The 21,439-nt window shown below is 42.3% G+C and carries 20 protein-coding genes; 7 read left to right on the top strand and 13 right to left on the bottom strand.

The window, feature by feature from the left end; all coding sequences use genetic code 11:
* Window positions 1-155 precede the first annotated feature (155 nt).
* The gene (locus ACFE90_RS21205; RefSeq protein WP_375503994.1) at window positions 156-1,229 is read left to right on the top strand and encodes an aliphatic sulfonate ABC transporter substrate-binding protein; all 1,074 of its coding nucleotides are present in this window, start codon (window positions 156-158) and stop codon (window positions 1,227-1,229) included.
* Between the two features lie 280 nt (window positions 1,230-1,509).
* Window positions 1,510-1,809: a transposase gene (locus ACFE90_RS21200; RefSeq protein WP_375503992.1), complete on the top strand. Its 300-nt coding sequence runs from the start codon at window positions 1,510-1,512 to the stop codon at window positions 1,807-1,809.
* 123 nt (window positions 1,810-1,932) lie between these two features.
* Here the strand turns inward: ACFE90_RS21200 and ACFE90_RS21195 are convergent, their stop codons facing one another.
* The 3 genes from ACFE90_RS21195 to ACFE90_RS21185 form a co-directional block, all read right to left on the bottom strand.
* Window positions 1,933-2,511, bottom strand: a complete 579-nt coding sequence (locus ACFE90_RS21195) for an RICIN domain-containing protein (protein WP_375503990.1) — start codon at window positions 2,509-2,511, stop codon at window positions 1,933-1,935.
* 1,035 nt (window positions 2,512-3,546) lie between these two features.
* Entirely contained in the window at window positions 3,547-3,939 is a 393-nt protein-coding gene (locus tag ACFE90_RS21190) for an IS630 family transposase (RefSeq protein WP_375503988.1), read from the bottom strand.
* A gap of 41 nt (window positions 3,940-3,980) precedes the next feature.
* Window positions 3,981-4,475, bottom strand: a complete 495-nt coding sequence (locus ACFE90_RS21185; RefSeq protein ID WP_375503986.1) for a transposase — start codon at window positions 4,473-4,475, stop codon at window positions 3,981-3,983.
* 113 nt (window positions 4,476-4,588) lie between these two features.
* On the opposite strand from ACFE90_RS21185, the gene ACFE90_RS21180 reads away from it, so the two are divergent.
* The 4 genes from ACFE90_RS21180 (at window position 4,589) to ACFE90_RS21165 (ending at window position 7,909) form a co-directional block, all read left to right on the top strand.
* Entirely contained in the window at window positions 4,589-4,864 is a 276-nt protein-coding gene (locus ACFE90_RS21180; RefSeq protein ID WP_375503984.1) for a MarR family winged helix-turn-helix transcriptional regulator, read from the top strand.
* Window positions 4,865-5,248: 384 nt separating this feature from the next.
* A complete protein-coding gene (locus tag ACFE90_RS21175) occupies window positions 5,249-5,830 on the top strand; it encodes a carbonic anhydrase (protein ID WP_322668070.1) in 582 nt (193 codons plus the stop codon).
* Window positions 5,831-5,914: 84 nt separating this feature from the next.
* Window positions 5,915-6,877, top strand: a complete 963-nt coding sequence (locus tag ACFE90_RS21170; RefSeq protein WP_375503982.1) for an ABC transporter permease — start codon at window positions 5,915-5,917, stop codon at window positions 6,875-6,877.
* Window positions 6,878-6,958: 81 nt separating this feature from the next.
* On the top strand, window positions 6,959-7,909 hold the full coding sequence (locus tag ACFE90_RS21165) for an ABC transporter permease (RefSeq protein ID WP_375503980.1): 951 nt from the start codon (window positions 6,959-6,961) through the stop codon (window positions 7,907-7,909).
* A 38-nt stretch (window positions 7,910-7,947) separates the two neighbouring features.
* Here the strand turns inward: ACFE90_RS21165 and ACFE90_RS21160 are convergent, their stop codons facing one another.
* The 7 genes from ACFE90_RS21160 to ACFE90_RS21130 form a co-directional block, all read right to left on the bottom strand.
* Window positions 7,948-8,451 carry a GNAT family N-acetyltransferase gene (locus tag ACFE90_RS21160; protein WP_375503978.1) on the bottom strand — a complete coding sequence of 168 codons (504 nt, stop codon included), beginning with the start codon at window positions 8,449-8,451 and terminating at the stop codon, window positions 7,948-7,950.
* A gap of 196 nt (window positions 8,452-8,647) precedes the next feature.
* Window positions 8,648-10,405, bottom strand: a complete 1,758-nt coding sequence (locus ACFE90_RS21155) for a peptide ABC transporter substrate-binding protein (RefSeq protein ID WP_375503976.1) — start codon at window positions 10,403-10,405, stop codon at window positions 8,648-8,650.
* A 309-nt stretch (window positions 10,406-10,714) separates the two neighbouring features.
* Window positions 10,715-11,668 (bottom strand): D-2-hydroxyacid dehydrogenase, encoded by a 954-nt coding sequence (locus tag ACFE90_RS21150; RefSeq protein ID WP_375503974.1) that lies wholly within the window; start codon window positions 11,666-11,668, stop codon window positions 10,715-10,717.
* A 164-nt stretch (window positions 11,669-11,832) separates the two neighbouring features.
* The gene (locus ACFE90_RS21145; RefSeq protein WP_375503972.1) at window positions 11,833-13,269 is read right to left on the bottom strand and encodes an LLM class flavin-dependent oxidoreductase; all 1,437 of its coding nucleotides are present in this window, start codon (window positions 13,267-13,269) and stop codon (window positions 11,833-11,835) included.
* A 91-nt stretch (window positions 13,270-13,360) separates the two neighbouring features.
* Window positions 13,361-13,903 (bottom strand): acyl-CoA dehydrogenase family protein, encoded by a 543-nt coding sequence (locus ACFE90_RS21140; protein WP_375503970.1) that lies wholly within the window; start codon window positions 13,901-13,903, stop codon window positions 13,361-13,363.
* A 130-nt stretch (window positions 13,904-14,033) separates the two neighbouring features.
* Window positions 14,034-15,263 (bottom strand): SfnB family sulfur acquisition oxidoreductase, encoded by a 1,230-nt coding sequence (locus ACFE90_RS21135; RefSeq protein ID WP_375503968.1) that lies wholly within the window; start codon window positions 15,261-15,263, stop codon window positions 14,034-14,036.
* Between the two features lie 41 nt (window positions 15,264-15,304).
* Entirely contained in the window at window positions 15,305-16,363 is a 1,059-nt protein-coding gene (locus ACFE90_RS21130; RefSeq protein WP_375503966.1) for an LLM class flavin-dependent oxidoreductase, read from the bottom strand.
* A 712-nt stretch (window positions 16,364-17,075) separates the two neighbouring features.
* Between ACFE90_RS21130 and ACFE90_RS21125 the strand changes: the two genes are divergently transcribed.
* Window positions 17,076-17,240, top strand: a complete 165-nt coding sequence (locus ACFE90_RS21125) for a hypothetical protein (RefSeq protein WP_375503964.1) — start codon at window positions 17,076-17,078, stop codon at window positions 17,238-17,240.
* Window positions 17,241-17,627: 387 nt separating this feature from the next.
* Here ACFE90_RS21125 and ACFE90_RS21120 read toward each other — a convergent pair whose 3' ends face one another.
* The 3 genes from ACFE90_RS21120 to sfnG form a co-directional block, all read right to left on the bottom strand.
* Window positions 17,628-18,005: a VOC family protein gene (locus ACFE90_RS21120; protein ID WP_375503962.1), complete on the bottom strand. Its 378-nt coding sequence runs from the start codon at window positions 18,003-18,005 to the stop codon at window positions 17,628-17,630.
* A 354-nt stretch (window positions 18,006-18,359) separates the two neighbouring features.
* Entirely contained in the window at window positions 18,360-19,565 is a 1,206-nt protein-coding gene (locus tag ACFE90_RS21115; protein ID WP_375503960.1) for an SfnB family sulfur acquisition oxidoreductase, read from the bottom strand.
* Window positions 19,566-19,840: 275 nt separating this feature from the next.
* Window positions 19,841-20,935 carry a dimethylsulfone monooxygenase SfnG gene (gene sfnG, locus ACFE90_RS21110; RefSeq protein WP_375503958.1) on the bottom strand — a complete coding sequence of 365 codons (1,095 nt, stop codon included), beginning with the start codon at window positions 20,933-20,935 and terminating at the stop codon, window positions 19,841-19,843.
* Window positions 20,936-21,439 lie beyond the last annotated feature (504 nt).

The following is a 21,439-nucleotide window of genomic DNA, read 5'->3' as shown; positions in this document are numbered from 1 at the left end:
CCGGTTGATGCACTAGCGTTTAGTGTACTCTATCTACCTGCAATCTGCTGTATGATGCTTGGCGTAAAGAAGTAATTTCTTACTTGCTAGATATTTCTAATCCTCAACTCACTTCTATCAGTGAGTAATTAAGTAGATTTAATCAAGATTCACTTATGTTTAATAGACTGATAAATCAGAGGGACTGGCTAAAGTTTTTTAAGCAACTAGGAATTCGCTCATTTGCTCTACTATTTGTTATAGGCTTAAGCTTGAGTTTGGCGATCGCTTCCTGCACTCCTAGTAATTCAGCTAATACACCTACAGAAAAACCCCAGACTAGCAAGTTAACAGTGTTGAAAATGGGGCATCAAAAAGGTATGGCACTGCTGAATATTATCAAAGCTCAAGGCAGCCTAGAGAAGCGCTTACAACCTCAAGGTATTTCTGTAACATGGAATGAATTTTCCTCGACTGCACCTTTACTTGAGGGGATGGGTGTAGGTGCAATCGTTTTTGGTGGTGGCGGTGGTACAGGAAGTGTCTTTGCTCAAGCCAGCGATAAACCTTTCGTGCGAGTGGCTGCGAGTACGAGTAGTACCAGAAGTTCAGCAATTCTAGTGCAAGAAAATTCACCTATCAAGTCTCTTGCTGACTTAAAAGGTAAGAAAGTCGCTTTTGCCAAAGGCGCGAGTTCGCAATATATGATTGTACGTGCGCTAAAGAAGGTAGGTTTAAAATACAGTGATATTAAACCTGTCTATCTAACTCCAGCCGAAGCTTTACCAGCCTTTGAGCGCGGTGATTTCGATGCATGGGTAATCTGGGACCCTTATACTGCTGAAGCTGAACGTCAGCTTCGTACTCGTCTGTTGGCAGATAATACTACAGTGTTTGGTGAAAAAGCTTCTATAGAAAGCTCTGCATTCTATTACGCTGCTCCAGATTTTGTCCGTGATCATCCAGACATTGTAAAAATAATTTTGCAAGAACTGGAAAAAGCAGGTAGCTGGTCTAAAAACAACTACAAAGATTCAGCCGAACTCCTTTCCAAACTCTACAAAGTTGATTTAGCAACAATGGAAATTGTAGAGAAGCGGGGTGGCGATCGCAAGGTATTACCTGTGACTGATGAAGTTCTCACAGGGTTACAAAACATGGCAGACAGCTTCTACGAGCTAAAAGTTATTCCCAAGAAAATTGATGTCAAAGATAAAAACTACAACTGGGTTCCTGACCAGAAGTGGTAAAACATACCTGATATGAATGGCACTAAGATAAGCTGAAACGCTTATCATTCAAGCAGTTTGTAATTGATTGCTCCCTTAATATCTAGGTTTGGTCATCAAAGAGTAGGACTTGGGGCGACGTAAAAGAACTCGTGGTTCGCTTCTGCCAGGGCGATGTCTAACGACAAGCCGCTTCTCTACGAGACCCTACGCGAACGCGTCTACGCTAACTGCTTTGTGAACGATAACTTTGAGTAAAGTAATATACCCCAATTTCTCACTAACGACCAAAATTTTTTCAATGTTAAAACTAAGCCTAGTCGCAGATAACGCCGGATGGCATCGGAGTCAAAAAACGAAAATTCCCGACGGAATTAAAGTCGAATTTCTTCCAGCTTATTCTCCGGAATTACAACCTGCCGAGAGACGTTGGACATTAGTTGATGAACCATTAGTCAATGACTACTTCGAGACAGTTGATGAACTGGAAGAAGTGTTGGTAAAACCTTGTAATGTGCTTAGTACACGCCACCGTAAAAGGGGGTCGGAATATCGAGGCTTGATGTTGGGTTTCAGTTCGTTCTACCCAATCTACGAATGATTTAATTCCATACTCTTTTTGTGGTGAGCTGTACTTAGCAACATCAAGGAAGAAATTAGAAATTTGACCAGCTATTATTGGTTAGCTTCTCTTTAAAACTTTAGCAGGTTTTATAAACCGGATTTAGTAGAACCAGGTCCAGACGAAGTTGTTCTGCGAGCCCCCGCACGGGTACTGCATGAGCTGTGTGTTGTTGGATGTCCGGGCGTTCAGGACGGTCAGGCACATGTTGGAATTGCGGTTGCGCAACTGGTACCAGTCGGGGTTAGGGGGGCCATTTAAGACCGATTGCAGGTCGCGCCGTGGCGGGGAGACCTTTTGTGGTCGCCACTCCGCATTGGCGCCACCGGCGCTACCGCCGCTACCGCAGTCGTACTGGATGACCCTTTGGTATTCTTTCTTGGAGGCGTTCAGCACCGTCAAGCACTTTTTGCTGGACAGGTTGCGGATTCTCTTGTAGTCGCCGGTCGTGTCCTCGAAGGACCACCTCAGGTTGGCGCTCCCGCGGTAGCACGTGTAGATGTCGATTACCACGTTGTTGGCGGGGTTCGACCGCGGGAGGTCGACGCACTTTTTGGATTGGTATCCCACGATGTAGAAAGGTCCCTGGATGACGGCGTTGGTCTGGAGCTGGGCCACCAGCGTTGCTGTAGAGACGAGAGATGCGGAAAATATGGCTTTGGCTAAGTTTCTGCTCTTCATGGTAAACAACCTAGATTTGATTAACTTTTTAGAACAACATTTATGATAACTACAATAATTGGCAACCCAAAAATATGATGGTAGTGCATCAACCTTGTCACTAATACACCCATAAGAGCTGTCAAGAACGGATACACGAAAACCGATACATCGAGTTCTAAATGGGAGGGTCGGGAGATATTAATTCATAGTATAGATACTGAAATATTTTATATAATGTTAATTTTTTGGAATCATTACATATGCAAACTGCCTAAAAGTATACTTCTCTACAAGAATATACATGCTAGTATTGCAGGCGATGCCAGTTATTTACTTATACAGAACGAAGAACGTAAAGACGCTAGAAAGTTAGAACAAATAAATAAGTAAAAGCTAGGGAAAAAAATCTTAATCTATACTTCGGTCATACGGCATGGCTGAATGGCACTAAAATAAGCTGAAAGCCTTGAATAATAAAGACTTTTGAAAAATCATCTGCTTGTGAAGATTAATGAAGACAGCGAACAGGTTTGATGTTGATGAGGCACTAATGCAGGTGATCGCTAAAAAATTTATACTGTACGTAGAAAAAGCTTCCAAGTCCTGTAAAAAAGAATTGAACATTGGAAGCGAATATGACTATTAATACTGTGCCAAATCGGGTAAAAATCCTTAAGTATAAATTTATGCAAAGCTTGGGATTACCGTTCCCTTGAGGTTTTACCAGAAACTGTAATTCAGCAAGCTATTGATGAACTAAAAATTAAATATCGCCGTCGGTTGTTTGACACGGCAGTCCGCTCAACGGGGGGAACCCCCGCACGCGGCTGCCTCCCCTTTGTGACTTTATGGGTATTTCTGTCACAAGTGTTAGATGTTGATAAAAGTTGTGAGAATGCAGTTTCACTCCTTATACCAATTCTTTATGAAGCTGCGCTAAATAAGGCTTCAAGGATAAAGTCGTAAGAAGTGAGAGAGGCAATTATCTCAGGTGTAATTGCTTTAAGGACATCAGTTAACTTCTGCTGTAGTTGTGTGAGGGTTTTACAATTTTCAAGCTTGAAGTTTAGATTTGAGAAATTCCCAAAACCGCTCAATTGGGTTGAGTTCAGGAGAGTGAGGAGGTTGAAAAATAGGGATAATGTTATCTGGACAATCGAGAGCTTTCGCTTTGTGAAAAGACCCTTGGTCAAACTGGATAACCGCGATGTCATCACCAAGGTCAGCAGACAGCAACTCTAAAAAATGTTGGAAACAATCACCATTGAGATAAGGGAACTCATAGAAAAAGCTGTATCCACTTAGGGGTTCTACGACTCCGTATAAATAAAAATTTTCACGCTGCCATTGGCTTAAACCTACAGGTTTAACTCCTCTAGCTGTAATCAAACGTCCTGCAATTGTCTTTAATCCTAAACGTGTTTCATCCTGACACAAGTATCTCAATCGTTTCCCCTCTCCAAACTCCTCTTGCAAGAATTTGAATGCTAAAGGAAGTTTTTTTTAAAGTGAGATAGACTTTCTGGGTGTTGCTTGGAGCTTTGAGGACGAGGCACTTTCAACTTCGCACCCAAACGGTTGCGAACAATTTCATACACTGTTTTGTAGGCAAGTGAAAGTCCTAATTCGCTCTTGAGCCATTGTTGAATTTGACCATAGCTTTGAAAGCCAGATGGTTCCTGCAATTGCTGTTTCAAGCGTTCTAAGTCTGAACCACTCATGCTCGGAACTTTCCCTGTTGCATGTTTGACTTCAAGCAAGCCATTTCGTCCTTCATCTTTATACTTTCTAACCCAACGAGTTATAGTTGCTTCATCACGCCCTAACCGTTCTGCTAGTGATCGCCTGCTGCTGACTTGACCGCTCTTAAGCCAATAAAGCATTTGCAATCTTTCTTTGCTACTTGCCGATGTAGCATGTCTAAGAGCTTTCTCCAATTCTTCTTGGCTTTCTGAAATCTCAATTTCAAATGGACGACTCATAACAAAATTACTAAATGCACCCATCTATAAGTTTGACGTAGTTTGGCGCATCTTCATACAGAATTGGTATCAGTTGAAAATGACTACTTTGAAACTGAAGCGGGCTTTGCGGTTTGAAACTGCATCCAGGTGATTGCCACCACGATCGCAAATCCACCGACTATTTGCATTACAGTCAAGGTTTGACCAAACCAAACCCAGGCGAGAACACCAGCGATCGACGGGGTACCTATGCGGTGCTGACGGAAGCCGGATTAGAGATGCAACAGAAAATGTGGAAAGCTTACTCAGAAGGTATCGCAGAATATTTTGGTTGTTACCTAGATGATGAAGAACTTCAAGTGATGCAGCGAGTGTTAAAGCGAATGCTTGCCGCAGCTTCTAAATGAACCCAACAGAAGTATTAGCCCACATTCTGTAGATAAATATGAAATTGGAGTAATAAAAGCCTGAAATGCTTGTCAAGCAATAGTTTCAGATGACATTCCGCAGGAAAGACTTGAGATACTTCAGCCCAACCGTCAGTTCTCATATCCCAAGTTCTCACGGTACAGCTATCGTTGGTATCCCATAAACAACACGAATTAGACAGCTAGGGCTACAAGGCTGTAACTTGCCTTTTGTATTAATTTGTGGGACATTACTCTTTATAAAATACTAAATTTCTATCGATTTACTGTAGTTTAAACTGATAATTTTATCGAAAATAGAGTCAATAGGTAAAAATTTAGCTTTTAGTTTACTAATCAAGTGCTTGCCTACACATACTAAAAATGAGCCAAATTATAGAAGAAGTTCTGGCAGCTAATCTTACTTACACTGAAAACTTCGGTGATAAGGGTAATCTCACCATACCTCCATCTCGTCGATTTGCAATTCTCACTTGCATGGATGCTCGACTTGACCCAGCTAAATTCGCTGGATTAGCTGAAGGGGATGCTCATGTAATTCGCAATGCAGGTGGACGTGCTAGCGATGATGCAATTCGCTCTTTAGTGATTTCTTACAAGTTACTTGGTACTCGTGAATGGTTTGTAATTCATCATACCAATTGCGGAATGGAAACCTTCACAAATGAAATCATTAGTAATTTACTTGCTAGTAGCCTCAAAACAGCCAAACTGGATGAAACAGGTTGGTCTGATATTGGGTCTGGGTCAGGATCAAGCGAAGGCAAGTTTATCAATTGGCTGACTATTGATGATCTTGCCAAAAGCGTTTATGCAGATGTGCAAAGAATTCGTTTGCATCCATTAGTTCCCCTTGAAATTCCTATTTATGGTTATATTTATAATGTCAAAACAGGACAATTAATTGAAGTTACTGAAGCTACAAAAGTTGGTCAAGTTGGGTAATTTCATCATCTCGAAGAAGAAAGTGTAGAATAAAAATACTAATCCCCAGTCTCTTCAAGGATACAGCTAGCCAATAGGGGGTCAATGAGTAAATATTTAATCAATCGATTATTAATTGCTATTCCGACGTTAATTGCCATCAGTATTGTGATCTTTACTATTCTGGCATTAGCACCAGGCGATCCAATGGGAGAATTTGCCCTGAATCCTTCGATCACGGCTGAAGTTCGGGAAAATATCAGAAAATCTTTAGGTTTAGATCAACCAATTTATATCCGCTATGTCAAGTGGTTTACCGCTTTTATCAGTGGAGATATGGGCTATTCCTTTACTAGCCGCAGTCCAGTAATTGGTTTAATTCTCCAACGGGTACCGACAACGTTGTGGGTGGTTGTTTCTGCTTATCTTTTTGGTATATTGCTGGCTATCCCTTTAGGCGTAATTTCGGCTCTCAAACGCAATACTATTGTTGATACAGTTTTGACTACTTTAGTTTTTTTTGGGTTTTCTTTACCAACATTTTTTACAGGATTACTGTTTATTATTATCTTCAGTATCCAGTTAAAATGGTTCCCTTTTATCTACAATAGTACTTTACAGGTAACAGACTGGCAGAGTTTTATCGCTCAAATTAAACAATCTGTTATGCCTATTTGTGTATTGGGAATTTGGCAAACAGCAATGCTGATGCGCTTTGTGCGTTCAGAGATTTTGGAAAATATCCATCAAGACTATGTGCGTACTGCTTATGCTAAGGGATTACCCAAATTCTTGGTAATCAATCGTCATGTTTTACGGAATGCGTTAATTCCTGTAGTTACATTGGTAGCCTTGGATATTCCAAGTGTCTTTACAGGCGCTCTAGTCACAGAAAAGGTTTTTCGGGTTCCGGGTATAGGTGCTTTATTAATTGATTCTATTTATAAGAATGACACACCAGTAGTCATGGCAATTACTTTTATATATGCAATTTTGATTGTTATTTTCAATCTAGTTGCAGATATTCTCTATGGGTTACTAGATCCTCGCGTCAAGTATACAAAGTAGCTAAATAATTCAAAATGAAGAAAAAATAGAGTCATTAATCTGGCTGTTAGTAGTATACAAATTAAATATAGAACATCTTTTATGTTGAAGCGATCGCCTAATCAAAGTTCAGAACCATCCGAATTTTTAGTTTCTCCAGCACCAACCAATCTTTCTAAGCAAGAAACCCTCACACAAGAAGCATGGCGCAAGTTTCGTTGTAATCGTCAAGCTATGTTTGGGATTGTAGTCTTGCTAATTATAGTGTTAAGTGTTTTGTTTGGGCCATTTATTTATAATATTCCCCTCAACAAAATTGACTTTGCTCAATCCACTCTTGGCCCTAGTTGGGCACATCCATTTGGTACTAATGATTTAGGTCAGGATATATTAGCGAGAGTATTGCATGGCGGCAGAATATCGATCGCAGTCGGAATTTTTTCGATGTTAGTAGCCATGAGTGTCGGTACACTGATCGGCGCACTTGCTGGGTTTTATGGCGGCTGGCTGGATATTGTTTTGATGCGTTTGACAGATTTGTGTTTAGCTTTACCACGACTGCCATTATTATTACTAGTGATATTTTTGTTTCGGGACACTCTCAAGGCGATCGCCGGGCCAGAAATAAGTATATTTGTGTTGATAGTACTGGTGATTGGTGGACTCAACTGGATGTCTGTGGCTAGATTAGTGCGAGCCGGTTTTTTGACAGTGCGGGAGTTAGAATTTGTCACAGCAGCACGCGCCCTTGGTGCTTCCCCTGCACGGTTGATTTGGGTTCATATTTTGCCCAACGTCATTAGTCCCGTATTAGTTGCTGCTACTCTTTCAGTAAGTACTGCGATCGTTACCGAATCAACCCTGAGCTTTTTTGGTTTAGGTTTTCCACCTGATGTGCCAACTTGGGGGCGAATGCTTAACGAAGGGCAAAACTTTCTCGAATATGCTCCCCACATAGTTATTTTCCCTGGCACAGCAATATTTCTCACGGTATTAAGCATTAACTATATAGGTGATGCTTTACGAGATGCGCTAGATCCGAAATTGTCGTAAATTCATGGAAACACAACACTATTATCACTAGCCTTCAATTACAATTTTTTTCTCATCCGAACAGATGGCATTTTTCGACCGGAACGCAAGATATGTTCTTCAAAACCTTCATTTATATAACCATTAACTTGATAAAACGGTTCAGCGTTGAGCGAAGCGTTCAAATGTAATTCCGACAATCCTCGCTCACGTGCTAGGTGTTCTAACTCTTGAAGTATTGCAGTTCCCACTCCAGAACGGTCAAAACTCGGAGACACATACACTGCACGTAACTCGCTATTGCTAACAACAATTGCACCAAATCCCACAATTTGGCCATTAATTTCTGCCACGATTCGGGTTTCTTCCCCAATAACTGTATTATCTGCAAAAGCCTTAATTTTAGAGGGCGTAATTGGAGATGCCCAATCTTGAATAATTTCCTTTGGATAACACGATGAAGCAGTTCCATGAATTGCTGCTCGATGTACCTTTAAGACGCTCTCTGCATCTGATGGCAGGCAACGTCGTACTTTTATATTTGACTTTACAACCTCCGACATGATATTTTCCTCATGAAAGATTTCTCTGTTTTATCAAAAGTGCTTTCGCTAATATTATCTTTGATAGCTAGTCTAAATCTTGCCAAGTAATGATGAATCAATTGCATTACGGCTATTGGCAACGTCGAGCCAACCCTTGATATTTAGCTCAGGGAAAGAGAGCAAGTTTCCTTGCTTCCAAATCTTCAATCCTCACTTACTTGAGTTGCCAATCTTTAATATTCCAGGTGCGATCGTCCCAAGGAGTTGAATCTATACCAGTGAGTCTGTTACTGACTCCATTAACATTAGCGCGAGAAATTAGCGGAATTACAGCTTGCTCTTTAATTAACAAGTCGTTCATCTGAATAAATAATTGTCGGCGTTTTTGTGAGTCTAATTCTGTATTGGACTGTAACCAAAGCTTGTCGTATTCAGGGTTACAGTAACGAGAAGTATTTGGTTTCGACCAATTATTTTTCTTCTGGGAAATCTCATTACAAGTCCACGCCTTCAGATAACTACCTGGATCTGGGTTACTATTGCCACCACTAAACATTTGTAAATCAGCGTGAAAGTGAGCAAGAGTATCTGGGTTAGCAGGGTCACTAGAAAAGAAAATACTTGAATCGATACTCTTGAGTTCTACCCCCACGCCAATAGAAGTTAGTGATTGTTTAATGATTTCCTGAGTTTTCTGGCGGACTGGGTTGACTGAAGATTGAAACAAAACCTTGAGTTCTACACCATTTTTATCCCGAATGCCGTTGCCGTTGGTATCTTTCCATCCAGCTTCATCCAATAAAGCAGCAGCTTTTTTCAAGTCAAATTCATATTTCGTATTGGTTGAATTATAAATATCTGGCGCTACCAGGATATTTGTAACAGCACGACCAGTTTGACCATATAACTGTTGATTAATAGTGTCACGGTCAATAGCATAATTAAAAGCTTGACGCACTTTCAGGTCTTTAAAAAAAGGATGGGGGAACTCTATGCTGGAGCGTTCACCGTCTTTCGTTTGTTTATTAGGGTCAGTTTGATTAATAGTAATCCGTTCCAAATAAGAACCAAAGACGATATCTAATCTACCTTTTCCCGCTGCCTCCAGCTGTTTCAGGATGGGAGCTTCTACTTGGAGGTTCCAAGCAAAATCTACATCTCCAGTTTGCAATACTGCTCTAGCAGCTGAAGTTGCATCCCCACCACCTTTAAGTTCTACTCGCTTAAAGAAAGGTTTATTTGCTTCGCGGAAAAAGGAATTAGCTTCATAGACAACAGTGTCACCAGGCTTGAAGTCTACCACTTTGTAGGGGCCAGTTCCTACAGGAAGTAGATTAGCTGGCGCTTCTCTGGCGTTGCTACCGTTGTATTTCTCGAATATATGACGAGGTATGATTGGGCCATTGGAACCAGTAAACGGCAATGACCAACCTGGGTTAGGCTCCTGGAAATTGATTTTAACGGTATAGTCATTCAAGGCTTCAACGCTTTTGACAGCTTGATAAGTAGCAGCAGTGGTTGCACCTACAGCTGGATTACTAACGAATTGGTAGGTAAACACCACATCCGCAGCCGTAAAAGGTTTACCATCAGACCATTTGACTCCTTGTTTGAGTTTCCAAGTCACTGATTTACCATCTTTTGCTACTCCACCGTTCTCTAAAGAGGGGATTTCTGCTGCGAGAAAGGGGACTAGTTTACCATCTTTATCAAAGCTGGCCAAGGGTTCGTAAGTAATTCGACTGGCTTCAAAGTCTTTGTTACCTTGAGCTAGATGGGGATTAAGAATAGTTGGTGCTTGCCAATAGAGAAGCTTTAAGGTATTACTAGCAGCACTAGCATTACTTGCGGCTGTTGGAGTAGAGGCGGTTGGAGATTGAGAATTTGGAGAAGAACAAGCAGTTAGCAACAAAATACTAAGCAACGACTGAGCAAAAATCTGACTCCTATTGAATTTATTGAATATGGTCATGTTGGATTGTCTCTGGCGGTTTAAGCTAAATTTAAAAGGGCGATCGCCTAATTTTAGATTTTAATTACGAATTACCGAAACAGTGCTGAGTCACCGAAGTTCAGCTCGGCGGAAGCCGCCGCTCTGACTTCTCGCTGAGTAATGAGTGCTGAGTAAAAAGTAAAGTTAATTGCACTCAGCATATAGGGTCATTTATGAAAAAAATATTTTTATTTTTTTCGAGACACATAGTGCAAGAAAAAATGCGTCCTTGTTTCAATCCCCTAGTTTTAACTATGGGGTTATACTCAGTACTCAGCACTACTGAATTTAATATCCTGCTTGCTTATTGACTACATTATGTAAGGGCTGACCAGCTCGGTAGCGCTCTAGATTATCGAGAAACAAGTTGGCGATGCGTCCTTTCAATTCTGGGGAAATTGCGGAAGTATGAGGTGTAATAAATAGGTTAGGTAACGACCATAGAGAACTTTCTGGCGGTAGGGGTTCAGTAGAAACTGTGTCTAATCCTGCACCTGCAATCCAGCCTTCAGTTAGAGCCTTAGTTAATGCTGATTCATCTACAACCGCACCGCGACCCACATTAATTAAATAAGCATGACTGGGTAGCGATCGCAGTACTTTTTCATCAATTAAGCCTTTAGTTTCTGCTGTCAAAGGTGTTGCAACAACTATATAGTCAACTTCTGGCAATAATGCGTGCCATTCATCTGTACCAACGATTTTATCAAAATTTGGTAACGGTTCAGGACGACGGCGACCACCCCAAACTTTTGCCCCAAATGCTTTAGCACGAGCTGCGATCGCTTGACCAATATTCCCAGTACCGAGAATTAACACAGTTGAATTTGCCAACTCTGGCAGTACCAACCAGCTTTTTCGCCAATTGCGTTGATCGTGAGCAGCTTGCAGTTGCCGTAACTGCTTGGCGTGATAGAGAATCAAAGTCAATACAAATTCCGAAATCGGAATCGCATGAACCCCCGCACCATTAGTCAGAATAATATCGTGTTGGAGAAAAATGGGTGTGAGGATGTGATTCACACCTGCACTAGGAGTCTGTTGCCAACGTATTCCAGGCGCAGCTGCTAGCACTTTATGTAGAGTAGTCGGCTTCAATTTGAACCCATTAAGATAAATTTCCGCATTACTAGCATCACCATCAAAATTACCATCACTATCTACTCGCACAAATTGCGTATCCGATGGTAGGTGTGGCTCAATCTCGGCGGTAAGCTCTATAGGTAGAATTAGTTTGACCACGGTTTAATCCTTCATAGAATTGTTTAATATCCTGCTGACTACTCATCTACCCAGCAATAATATTAGTTAGGTAGAGTAGACAGCGATCGCAATACGTTTTCAATTTAATTTTTATTAACAGTCAACAATCATAAGTGAATTGCTCCTCCTGCCTCCTGCCTCTTTCAAATACCCACTGGTTCAGGTTGCCTGACAGGAGGTGTTAAGCTAGCTTTGCCCAGTAAGAGATGGTCGCGCAGGGTCTTGCCTGTATACTCTTTGCGGAATAAACCCCGGCGCTGCAACTCAGGCACGACAAATTCGACAAACTCCTCAAATGCACCAGGAAGATAAGCTGCTGAAATAATAAAGCCATCTGCTTCACCATTTTTAAAGCTTTCTTCTAGCTGATCGGCAATTTGAGTGGGTGTTCCCACTAAATGAGGGAGCAATATGCCTTCAGCGTAAAGCCTACCAATATCTCTGAGGGTCAAACCCTCTTTCTTGCTTAGTCTCAGAGCCAGTTCAAAAAGTCCTCTGATCCCACCAACTTGCACATCTTTGACTGGTTCATCCAAGGGAAGTTGGGAAAAGTCATAGTCCATGTGGCTGGAGAGAGTAACCAGTCCTGCAATGGGATCAACTAGTTGATTGTGAAAGGCTTGTTTCTCTTTTGCGTAGACGCGAAGCGGCTTGTCGTTAGACATCGCTTCTGTTTCACCAACAAAGGGAATCACTGCCGGAAATATCTTGATATCATCGGGATTTCGTCCATATTTCACAGCCCGTGACTTGACATCATCGTAGTAGGCTTTGCGACCTTCTGGTGTCGGGTCAATTTCAAAGAGAATTTCTGCCCAACGAGATGCAAATTCCTTACCTCGGTCAGACGAGCCAGCTTGCATGATTGCTGGACGAGCTTGAGGCGATGCCTTCGGCAACGTCTTCTCCTTCGGAGACGCTAACGCGAACGACGAACGCGGCACTGTCAATGGACCCTGTGACTTGAACCATCGCCCCTCATGATTAATGTGTCTAACTTTGGTGGGGTCTGCAAACAAGCCTGTTTCTTTATCTAAAACTAATGCGTCTTCTTGCCAACTATCCCAGAGTTTATAGGCGACTTCGATAAACTCGTCTGCTTTGTCATAACGAATTTCATGTTCTAAATGTTCTTCAAAACCAAAGTTTTTCGCCTCAGCTGTATTGTGGGATGTCACCACATTCCAAGCAATACGCCCCCGTGAGAGATGATCTAATGATGCAAAGGTACGAGCCAACTCAAAAGGAGCCGAGTACGTGGTGGAACGGGTAACGCCCAATCCGATGTATTCGGTTGCAACTGCCATCGTGGCCACAACAAAAGCGGGGTCAAGAAAAGCAGCACCTTGAGAGCCATAGCGCAGAGTGTCTGTGATACCTGCACCGTAACGACTGGGAATCATCAATCCATCTGCAAAGAACACAAAATCAAACTTGCCTCGTTCGAGAATTCGACCTAGATTTTGGTAAAACTCCGGTCGCAAAAAGTTCAAGTCATTGAGAGGATGTCGCCATGCAGGATGACTATGAGTTAGGTGAGAGGCAATCAGAAATCCGGCTAGATGCAGTTGTTTTGTCATTAGGGATTGGGAATAGATAGTAGTATTTTTTACTCAAAATTCGAGCTTTAGCTAGAAAGACAGCTATGCAATCTTATGTCTCCTGCCTTTTTCATGTATACAAAGTGAAAACTGGGATTTGTTCGTTAAGTACCCAGTTGCCAACTTCGTTGGCAGCAATCACTACGATATCTCCGCTTCTTGCACCAGTGGAAAAGTTTTTAGTGCCATTGAGACGAAAATTTTCTCCATCTGGGGTAAGGGTCAAGTTGGGGTCACGAGGATTAACCGAATCACCCCAAAGCCAATTATTACGAGCAGTTTCAGTGTAATATTTCGCTATTTGCTCTGGTCGCCCAAGCAATCCAGCGTTTGCTAGATTCACGTAATGATAGCCAATCAATTGAGCAAGGGAACCGTCACCTTTAGCAATTTCTCGTACTACTTGCAAAGCAGTAACCCAGTCGCTACCAAACCCGCCATACTCTTGTGGAACCAGAAGCTTGAGCAAACCACTTGCACGCAGACGATGCAGTTGTTCTATGGGAGTCCCTCCTTTGATATCTCTCTCAACTGCTGTTTGAGCGAATTCTTCGGCGATCGCACTAGCCAAAGTGATATATTCTTTTGATTCTCTAGATGCTGCTACAACCATATTCAGTATCCTTATTGATGAATTTTGAGTTTTCTAGAATAAGTTAGATGTCGCTTCTAAATACGGTAAGACAATGAGTTTGTAATAGTTTTTCTGATTTGTGAATTGCTCATACCCAATGCCCCACGAATTAAAATGCACCATGACGAGGAGGATTAACGCCATTGAGGTAATAGTTACCCACGTTGATATACTTCCAGCGCACGGGATCGTGTAAGGTATGAGTGCGAGCGTTGCGCCAGTGGCGATGATGGTTGAATTGCTCTAAGGTGGATTTGGTACCACTTAGTTCAAAAAATTTGTTGGTGATGAAAATAGAGGCTTCATCGGCAAATGCTTTAGCTTCGGCAACTGCGATCGAAGCTTCTGTGGCGCTGGTTGGAGTTTGCTCTTGAAAAGCGCGATCGATAAACTCTCCGGCTCGCTTTAATAATGCCTCTGCGGCATGAAGTTTCACTGATATTTCACCTACGCCGTAGATGATTAATGGTTCTTCATAGCCATGTTCAAAGTCTGTTTCTATCCACGGTCGAGTATAGTTGCGAATGAAGTGAATAGCATCTTTATATGCTGCTCTAGCAATACCGACATCGACTGCGGCATGGATGATTTGGGCAACAGCTCCGATGGTTGTTTGTTCTTCAAATGCTAGATAATGGCGCAGGATATCCCGCTCTTGTACTTGGATATTCTCAATGATTGTAGTCCCACTGGCGGTAGTACGCTGTCCCATCCCTGACCAATCATCAATTATGTTTAAACCAGGGGTATAGCGATCAACAAACACAATTACGGTTTTGTCATCATCGTCTAATGCAACTACCGGGACAATATCGGCAAATAAAGCTCCAGTCGAGTAAAACTTTTTGCCATTCAAAACATAACCTGTGTCCGTGCGCGTCAGACGAGTTTTAAAAGCTACAGCAGTTTTAGTCCCAACTTCGGTAAAAGCATTGCCAAAGCGTTTACCTTCCAGCACTAGCCTAAAGAAGTGACGCTTTTGCTCTTGAGTGCCATTAAGCCGAATTGCCTCTACCATATAAAGGTGATTTTGGGGGATTTGTCCAATGCTGGAGTCAGCTTCAGACAAAAGTTTGATCACTTCTGCTAAGGTGACATTAGAAACACCAGCCCCGCCATACTCTTTGGGGACAGTGATTCCCTGGAGTCCGCTATTTGCCAGTTTTTCTAGCTCTGTATAGGGCAATCTCCGATCGCGATCGCGTTCTGCTGCCTCTTGAGCAAATTCTGTCGCTAATTGTTGCGTTATTTCAATGGCTTCTTGATCGCTAGTAATAATATGTGCTGTGCGTTCCCGATTAGAGTTGTCATAGGCATCGCTTGTGAAAATTTGAGTCATACCAACTTTCTCCTGGACATAAACTTCAAATGTCTCTAAGGTTATACTACAGGTTGTAAGCGTTTAACCCTTGGTATCACCTCTGCGGCAAAGCGATCTAACTCCCGTGCAAAGGGATAGAACTGCAACATAAAGGTTTCAACACCGATGTCTACAAAGTCAAGAATTCGAGATGCCACTGTGTCATAACTGCCTACTAAACCAGCCGCCGTACCACCGTTAGTACCTACATGGGGATACTTCTCAAAAGTTTTGAACATAACGGTAGCGGGATCATTTCCATTCAAGATGTTTGGCATATATGGCTCAGTTTCCTGTACTTGCAAAAATGTCAGCCGCTCTAGTTCTTCTTGGGCTTCTTTGTCAGTTGGACGAGCAATAATAAACGCTGACATTCCAAATCGTAGCGGCTGGAGTTGCTTGCGAGGTCTGCGGGAGACATCAGTAATAATCTTGCGGACTTCTGCAATCGGCTGACCATTAATAAAGAAGACATCTGCCTCTTGAGCAGCTAAGGATCTAGCTGGATCTGATTCACCCCCCAGGTAAACTCGTGGACGAGGTTGAGCTACAGGTGTTGGGCGATAACTTAGATCCTGAATTTGAAAGTATTCGCCTTGATAGTTTACTCTTTCCCCACTCCACAGAGCCTTGACAACTTTAATCCAATCTTCAGAGTAACGGTAACGTTCATCATGTTCAGGAAAGGGAATACCAGCCTTTTCCATTTCTGTGCGAAACCAGCCACTAACCAAGTTAATGGAAAATCTGCCATTACTAATAGCATCAATACCCAGTGCCATCTTTGCTAAGACAGCAGGATGAAATAATAAGGGCTTAATTGCTGCAATAATCTCAATTTTTTCAGTGGCTTCGGCGAGGGCCGCTGCTGCTGTCCAGGTTTCTAGTTGATCAAAATCTTGGTCGTAACAATTGATGATGTGTTGTGCAAGGAGAGTAGATGAAAAACCTACTCGTTCCGCTTGAATCAAGAGCGATCGCGCCCTGGCATAACTGGCATCAAATGGATCTTCGGGTTGATTTAGCGGTCCCCAGTTTCCATAGACCGGAATCCAAATTCCATAGCGTGGTTCAGTCATGGTCGCTTTGCTCCAATTTAAATGAGAACTACCAGTTACAAATCAGTTATTCAAAATATCTGCGATCGCTGCTTAATCCTAATTAAAAAGACTCTCAAAAGACTACAAATTTTAGAGTCAAATATCCACTTTTTATGTTCAAAAACAAAATCATGCTTTTCACACATATTTTGTTTATTAAACAGACATTCAAAGAACTGGCAAAGTTAAACTAGGTTTACAAACTACGGTAAGTCTATCGGCTTAAAGCTGTTAAATGATAAACTAGGAAACACTTTACAAGGCTAGGTAAGGCAAGTCAAGCTTTTCTTGAAGAATGTCAGATTTTGGTGTTTGTTCTGGCTGTTTTCTTTACCATTGCCAATATGACAGGCACAGCAGAAGTCTTCAACGTTCTGATTTTACTTGGGTTGCAAACGAGATATGGTCATTTTATGGCAGGCGACAGGTTCAAAAAACAAGATAGGGTCATTTATTATCAAGACTGAAGACGATTGGCGGCTTTCAAACCAACCTAAGACAATACCGTAAAAGGGGTTAAGCAAGACTATATCGCTATAATTCAAGAGATAAAGTCTCTCTCCTTTTAGGAGAGAGGTTTTCCAGATGCCGTGAAAAGTCAGAGTTCGGATTGGGCTGTGGCTTGGTTGTCAACTTTCTGAGCTTCACTTTCCCATATCTGTGAAAACTACATACAAGCGTGTTCTAAAAGATGGTAGACCGACAAGTTTTACAGACAGCGATCGCTCTTGCGGCTAATGCCCACACTGGGTTGCACCAAGCACTTCATGAACTGCGGCATGGTTCGGTAACTGAAGCGAAACAAGTGCTGGCGCGACAGATAGCGGTATTGGCAAATGTGCTGCTGTTGCTGTAGGGCTACAGGTACAGGAAAAGTTTTGAGAGCAGTAGGAGTATTTACACTTCGCACGATTACAACGGCAAGGATTATTCCCAGGCGTACTATCACGCTTGAGTTTCGGAGCGAAGGCGGTTACACCTCAAGTCATCGAAGTATATTCCCAAGTGGTTGCTGAAGCGAGTGCAGGAGATGGAGCGGGTAAAGGCGGCGGTGAGGGTAATAACTAATGCCCACACAGAACTCCCCAATCTTTACCAGCTAAGGTATGGTGGGCAGAACTGAGGCAAGGCAGAGTTATTAGGGATACAAATATTAATTCTGTTCCCTTAGATGCAGATTTCAGGATTAGGCAGCAACATGAGATCAGTTGCTGCCTAATACCCGATTTGTGAAGCAAGCTGGTTAAGATTGCGGATTTTGCCGAAGCCCTAACAAGTTTCCGTCAATATCTCTGAAGATAGATAATTGCACTCCGTGACCAACATCTGTGATTGGCTCAATTTCTACTCCTTTTTCAATCAGGCTTTGACGAGCAGCAACTATATCTTTTACAACAAAGGTACTAACAGTACTACCTGTGTCAACTGAGTTACTTAAGTTCAATCCAATTGCAAAACGTGGAATATCAGGAAAACTAAACTGTCTCCAGTTAGGCGTGTCATATTTTTCTTCAGGAACTAATCCAAGCTTGGACTTATACCACTCGACGCTAGCTTCGAGATTAGTAACGTCTACTTTAGTGATAAAACTATATTCACCAAAGGTATTTGTCAATGTCATATTCTGTTGTGCTAATCCAGGACTTATAGAATACAGCTATTATAAATCTTTTTATTCAACAAAATACTGTAAGTCTACCGATTACTAGTATTTAATTTGTGATCACGCAATATCACTCGAAAAGCCACGCTTAAGTCTCTACACTCACAATCAACAGCTATTTGTGAGAGTTTAGGCACTTACTCGAAAAAAAAAAGCAATCCCTTAAATGGCTGGTTTTTCCAAATACTCCGCCTTTGGGTTGGGTTTGCAACGCTCATAGTATCAAGTTGAATAATGTTGGATTTATTAGGAGCAAAGCATTTTGGTAAATATTTCCTCCGAATGCCTCACCCTAATATGAGAATACAGCAATTACAGCCAAGGATGGCGTGGAGGATAGACACCATTGAGGAAGTAGTTACCAACAGCGTAGTATTTCCAGCGTACAGGGTCGTGGAGTGTGTGAGCGCGGGCATTTCGCCAATGGCGATTGTAGTTGAATTGTTCCAATGTGGACTTAGTACCTGCTAGTTCAAACAACTTGTTGGTAGCTAGTAGTGACGCTTCGGTGGCTAAGGCTTTGGCTTCCGCAACTGCAATTGATGCTTCAACTACCTTGGGTTCTTCTAAACCTGACTCGTTGGCTATGTCGATAAATTCACCCGCACGTCGGAGCAATCCTTCAGCAGCGTGAACCTGAATTTGTACGTTGCCTAAGTTATAGAGCGTTAAGGGGTCTTCATATCCTTTTTCTAAGTTGCTGTCAACCCAAGGACGGGTATGGTTGCGGACAAAGTAAATGGTGTCACGAACTGCGGCTTTGGCAATCCCCACGTCCACCGCAGCCTGGATGATTTGGGCGATTGCACCCATTGGTGTAGCGCGTTCAAAGGCTAAGTAATGCGGAATTACGTGTTCTGGCTTTACTTTCACGTTTTCAATAATGCTAGTGCCGCTAGCAGTGGTACGCTGTCCGAAGCTCGTCCAGTCATCAAGTAGCGTTAATCCTGGGGCATCTCTTTCGACAAATGCCACCACTGTCTTACCATCTTGATTAGCAATCACGGGAACCCAATGAGCTAGTAATGCTCCAGCTGAGTAATATTTACGTCCATTAAGTACGTAGTCAGAACCATCTGGTTCTAACTTTGTTTGGACATCAGTAACAGACTTAGTGCCAATTTCCGAGAAGGCGTTACCGAACCGTTTGCCTTGTAGAACTAAATCAAAGAAGAACTTCTTCTGCTCATCTGTACCATCTAAGCGAACTGCTTCCACCATATAGAGGTGGTTTTGAGGGATTTGACCAAGACTAGAGTCAGCTTCGGAGATGATTTTTATAACTTGTGCCAAGGTGACATTCGAGACAAAAGCACCACCATACTCTTTAGGAACTGTGATTCCCCACAATCCGCTTTGGGAAAATCTTTGGACTTCTTCAGCAGGCAAACGCCGATTTTGGTCGCGTTCTGAGTCTCCCTTGAGAAACTCAGCTGCTAGTTCGTGGGCGATGGCGATCGCTTCTTGGTCATCCCGAATTATATGTGCTTTCTGTTCAGTATCAATTGCTGATGTCATGATAAAACTCCTTTTTAAACGCAGAGGTACGCTAAGGAAACGCAGGGGTACGCAGAGTTATTCTAAGTTTAATTTTGTGAGGAAAGAACCAATCGCAGGGATTGCGATCGCTAATTACTGTTCGCTGTAGGAGTGAGTTTTGCCATTATTTACAGGTGTTGCTAAATGAAATTCAAGTAAGAAGTATTCTCAACTTTTACTTTGTGCCTCTGGAGCGTGAGACATTAATTAGCAACGGCGATCGCAAAACCCACCCCTACAAAGTGCCTGTCAATCTACACTCCAACCAACTCATCAGCCGTGCGACGACTAGCTTCTAGTTCGCGCACAATCGGAATTACTGTCCGACCAAATGCAGGCAAATCATCCGAGTAGTGTAAGAAGCCGCCGAGAATTAAATCAACTCCCGCCTCATAAAACTGGCGAATCTTCTGGGCAACTTGATCGGCAGTACCTATCAAGCCGGACTTGAAGCCATCGTTATACTGCACCAAGTCTTCAAAATTGGAATTCGCCCACATTCCCTGACGCTCACGAGTCGAGGCTCCTGCCTGTTTTACGGCTTCACTAAATCCCTTAACTGCCTCCACATCCGCTTGAGCAATAATCTCGCGCAATACTTCGTGAGCTTCGGCTTCCGTATCACGTACGATGATAAAGGAATTCAAACCAAATTTAATTTTGCGTCCTTCTTGTCGAGCTAATGCAGACACCTCTGCAATCTGCTCTCGCACGCCTTCTATAGTATTGCCATTCATAAAATACCAATCAGACACGCGCCCAGCCATCCGTCGGGCTGCTTTGGAGTTACCGCCTTGGAAGATTTCGGGATGCGGTTGGGTAATTGGTCTGGGCTTTACCCAACCACCGTTAATGCGGTAAAAGTCGCCTTTGAAGTGAAACTCATCCTCAGTCCACAAACCTTTGAGAACGCGGATAAATTCCTCTGAACGACGATAGCGTTCGTCATGGTCTAACCAATGTTCACCATATATAGTGAATTCATCTTTGAACCAGCCACTAACTACATTCAGAGCAAACCGACCGTTAGAGAGAAAATCAATACTGGAACCGATTTTAGCAACTACGCCCGGATGCCATAATCCAGGGTGAACTGCGGCAATTAGCTTTAACTTCTTAGTGACTGGAGCTAAAGCTGACACGGTTGTAAGTGCCTCTAGCTGGTACTCAGCACCATAGCTAGCAATAAATCTGGCTTGTGCTAAAGCATATTCAAACCCGACTTGTTCGGCTGTTTGAGCCAATTGAGCATTGTATTCGTAAGTCCAATCTGTCCGTTGGGGGATTTTACTAACAACTAATCCCCCGCTAACGTTGGGAATCCAGTATGCGAACTTAATATCTACCATAATTGTGCGTTTGTTATTGAAACTTCTTGGTTATTTGTCTAAGAGGATGTTTGTGATACTACTAAAGTTCATTTGTCATTATTGACAGCGCAGTTAAAAATTGATACGGCAAAATCTTAGTCAAAATCAAAGCTTGAGAGCCGAATGGCACTACTGGGAGTTTATAAGTGGACGATTTCAGGTTTCTATGATGACAATATACTATAAATCGACCAAAATGCCGTAGTTATGAATTGATTGGACTTTACCACGGCAATCTGCTGTAATGTCGTGACTGTATATACTTAAATTCTATTTCTGTATTCCATTTTGGAATACAAGCGACTTTTCTGAGTATTTAATTATTAATTTATATTTAGTGGCTATTATCTTAATTCAGTCACAGCAACCAGAAATACTGAACTTGACAAAGTACCGCTAATATTCCATACCGTGATAGGACGACTGCTTTTCATGAACCTATCCCACTAATAATATTTTGTGAATCCAGATGTGGATAGTAGC

Origin of the sequence: uncultured Nostoc sp., from assembly GCF_964245445.1 — a bacterium.
GTDB lineage: Bacteria > Cyanobacteriota > Cyanobacteriia > Cyanobacteriales > Nostocaceae > Nostoc.
The sequence above is the reverse complement of the archived record's forward strand: the minus strand, read 5'-3'. Positions and strand labels throughout refer to the sequence as shown.

What these genes read in the sequence shown, in the direction of transcription:
- ACFE90_RS21175 (WP_322668070.1), top strand. Translation starts at nt 5,249, where the DNA reads ATGAGCCAAATTATAGAAGAAGTTCTGGCAGCTAATCTTACTTACACT.
- ACFE90_RS21155 (WP_375503976.1), bottom strand. Translation starts at nt 10,405, where the DNA reads ATGACCATATTCAATAAATTCAATAGGAGTCAGATTTTTGCTCAGTCG.
- ACFE90_RS21120 (WP_375503962.1), bottom strand. Translation starts at nt 18,005, where the DNA reads ATGACATTGACAAATACCTTTGGTGAATATAGTTTTATCACTAAAGTA.
- ACFE90_RS21130 (WP_375503966.1), bottom strand. Translation starts at nt 16,363, where the DNA reads ATGACTGAACCACGCTATGGAATTTGGATTCCGGTCTATGGAAACTGG.
- ACFE90_RS21145 (WP_375503972.1), bottom strand. Translation starts at nt 13,269, where the DNA reads ATGACAAAACAACTGCATCTAGCCGGATTTCTGATTGCCTCTCACCTA.
- ACFE90_RS21165 (WP_375503980.1), top strand. Translation starts at nt 6,959, where the DNA reads ATGTTGAAGCGATCGCCTAATCAAAGTTCAGAACCATCCGAATTTTTA.
- ACFE90_RS21195 (WP_375503990.1), bottom strand. Translation starts at nt 2,511, where the DNA reads ATGAAGAGCAGAAACTTAGCCAAAGCCATATTTTCCGCATCTCTCGTC.
- ACFE90_RS21170 (WP_375503982.1), top strand. Translation starts at nt 5,915, where the DNA reads ATGAGTAAATATTTAATCAATCGATTATTAATTGCTATTCCGACGTTA.
- ACFE90_RS21125 (WP_375503964.1), top strand. Translation starts at nt 17,076, where the DNA reads ATGGTAGACCGACAAGTTTTACAGACAGCGATCGCTCTTGCGGCTAAT.
- ACFE90_RS21140 (WP_375503970.1), bottom strand. Translation starts at nt 13,903, where the DNA reads ATGGTTGTAGCAGCATCTAGAGAATCAAAAGAATATATCACTTTGGCT.
- ACFE90_RS21205 (WP_375503994.1), top strand. Translation starts at nt 156, where the DNA reads ATGTTTAATAGACTGATAAATCAGAGGGACTGGCTAAAGTTTTTTAAG.
- ACFE90_RS21185 (WP_375503986.1), bottom strand. Translation starts at nt 4,475, where the DNA reads ATGAGTCGTCCATTTGAAATTGAGATTTCAGAAAGCCAAGAAGAATTG.
- ACFE90_RS21160 (WP_375503978.1), bottom strand. Translation starts at nt 8,451, where the DNA reads ATGTCGGAGGTTGTAAAGTCAAATATAAAAGTACGACGTTGCCTGCCA.
- ACFE90_RS21200 (WP_375503992.1), top strand. Translation starts at nt 1,510, where the DNA reads ATGTTAAAACTAAGCCTAGTCGCAGATAACGCCGGATGGCATCGGAGT.
- ACFE90_RS21135 (WP_375503968.1), bottom strand. Translation starts at nt 15,263, where the DNA reads ATGACTCAAATTTTCACAAGCGATGCCTATGACAACTCTAATCGGGAA.
- sfnG (WP_375503958.1), bottom strand. Translation starts at nt 20,935, where the DNA reads ATGGTAGATATTAAGTTCGCATACTGGATTCCCAACGTTAGCGGGGGA.
- ACFE90_RS21115 (WP_375503960.1), bottom strand. Translation starts at nt 19,565, where the DNA reads ATGACATCAGCAATTGATACTGAACAGAAAGCACATATAATTCGGGAT.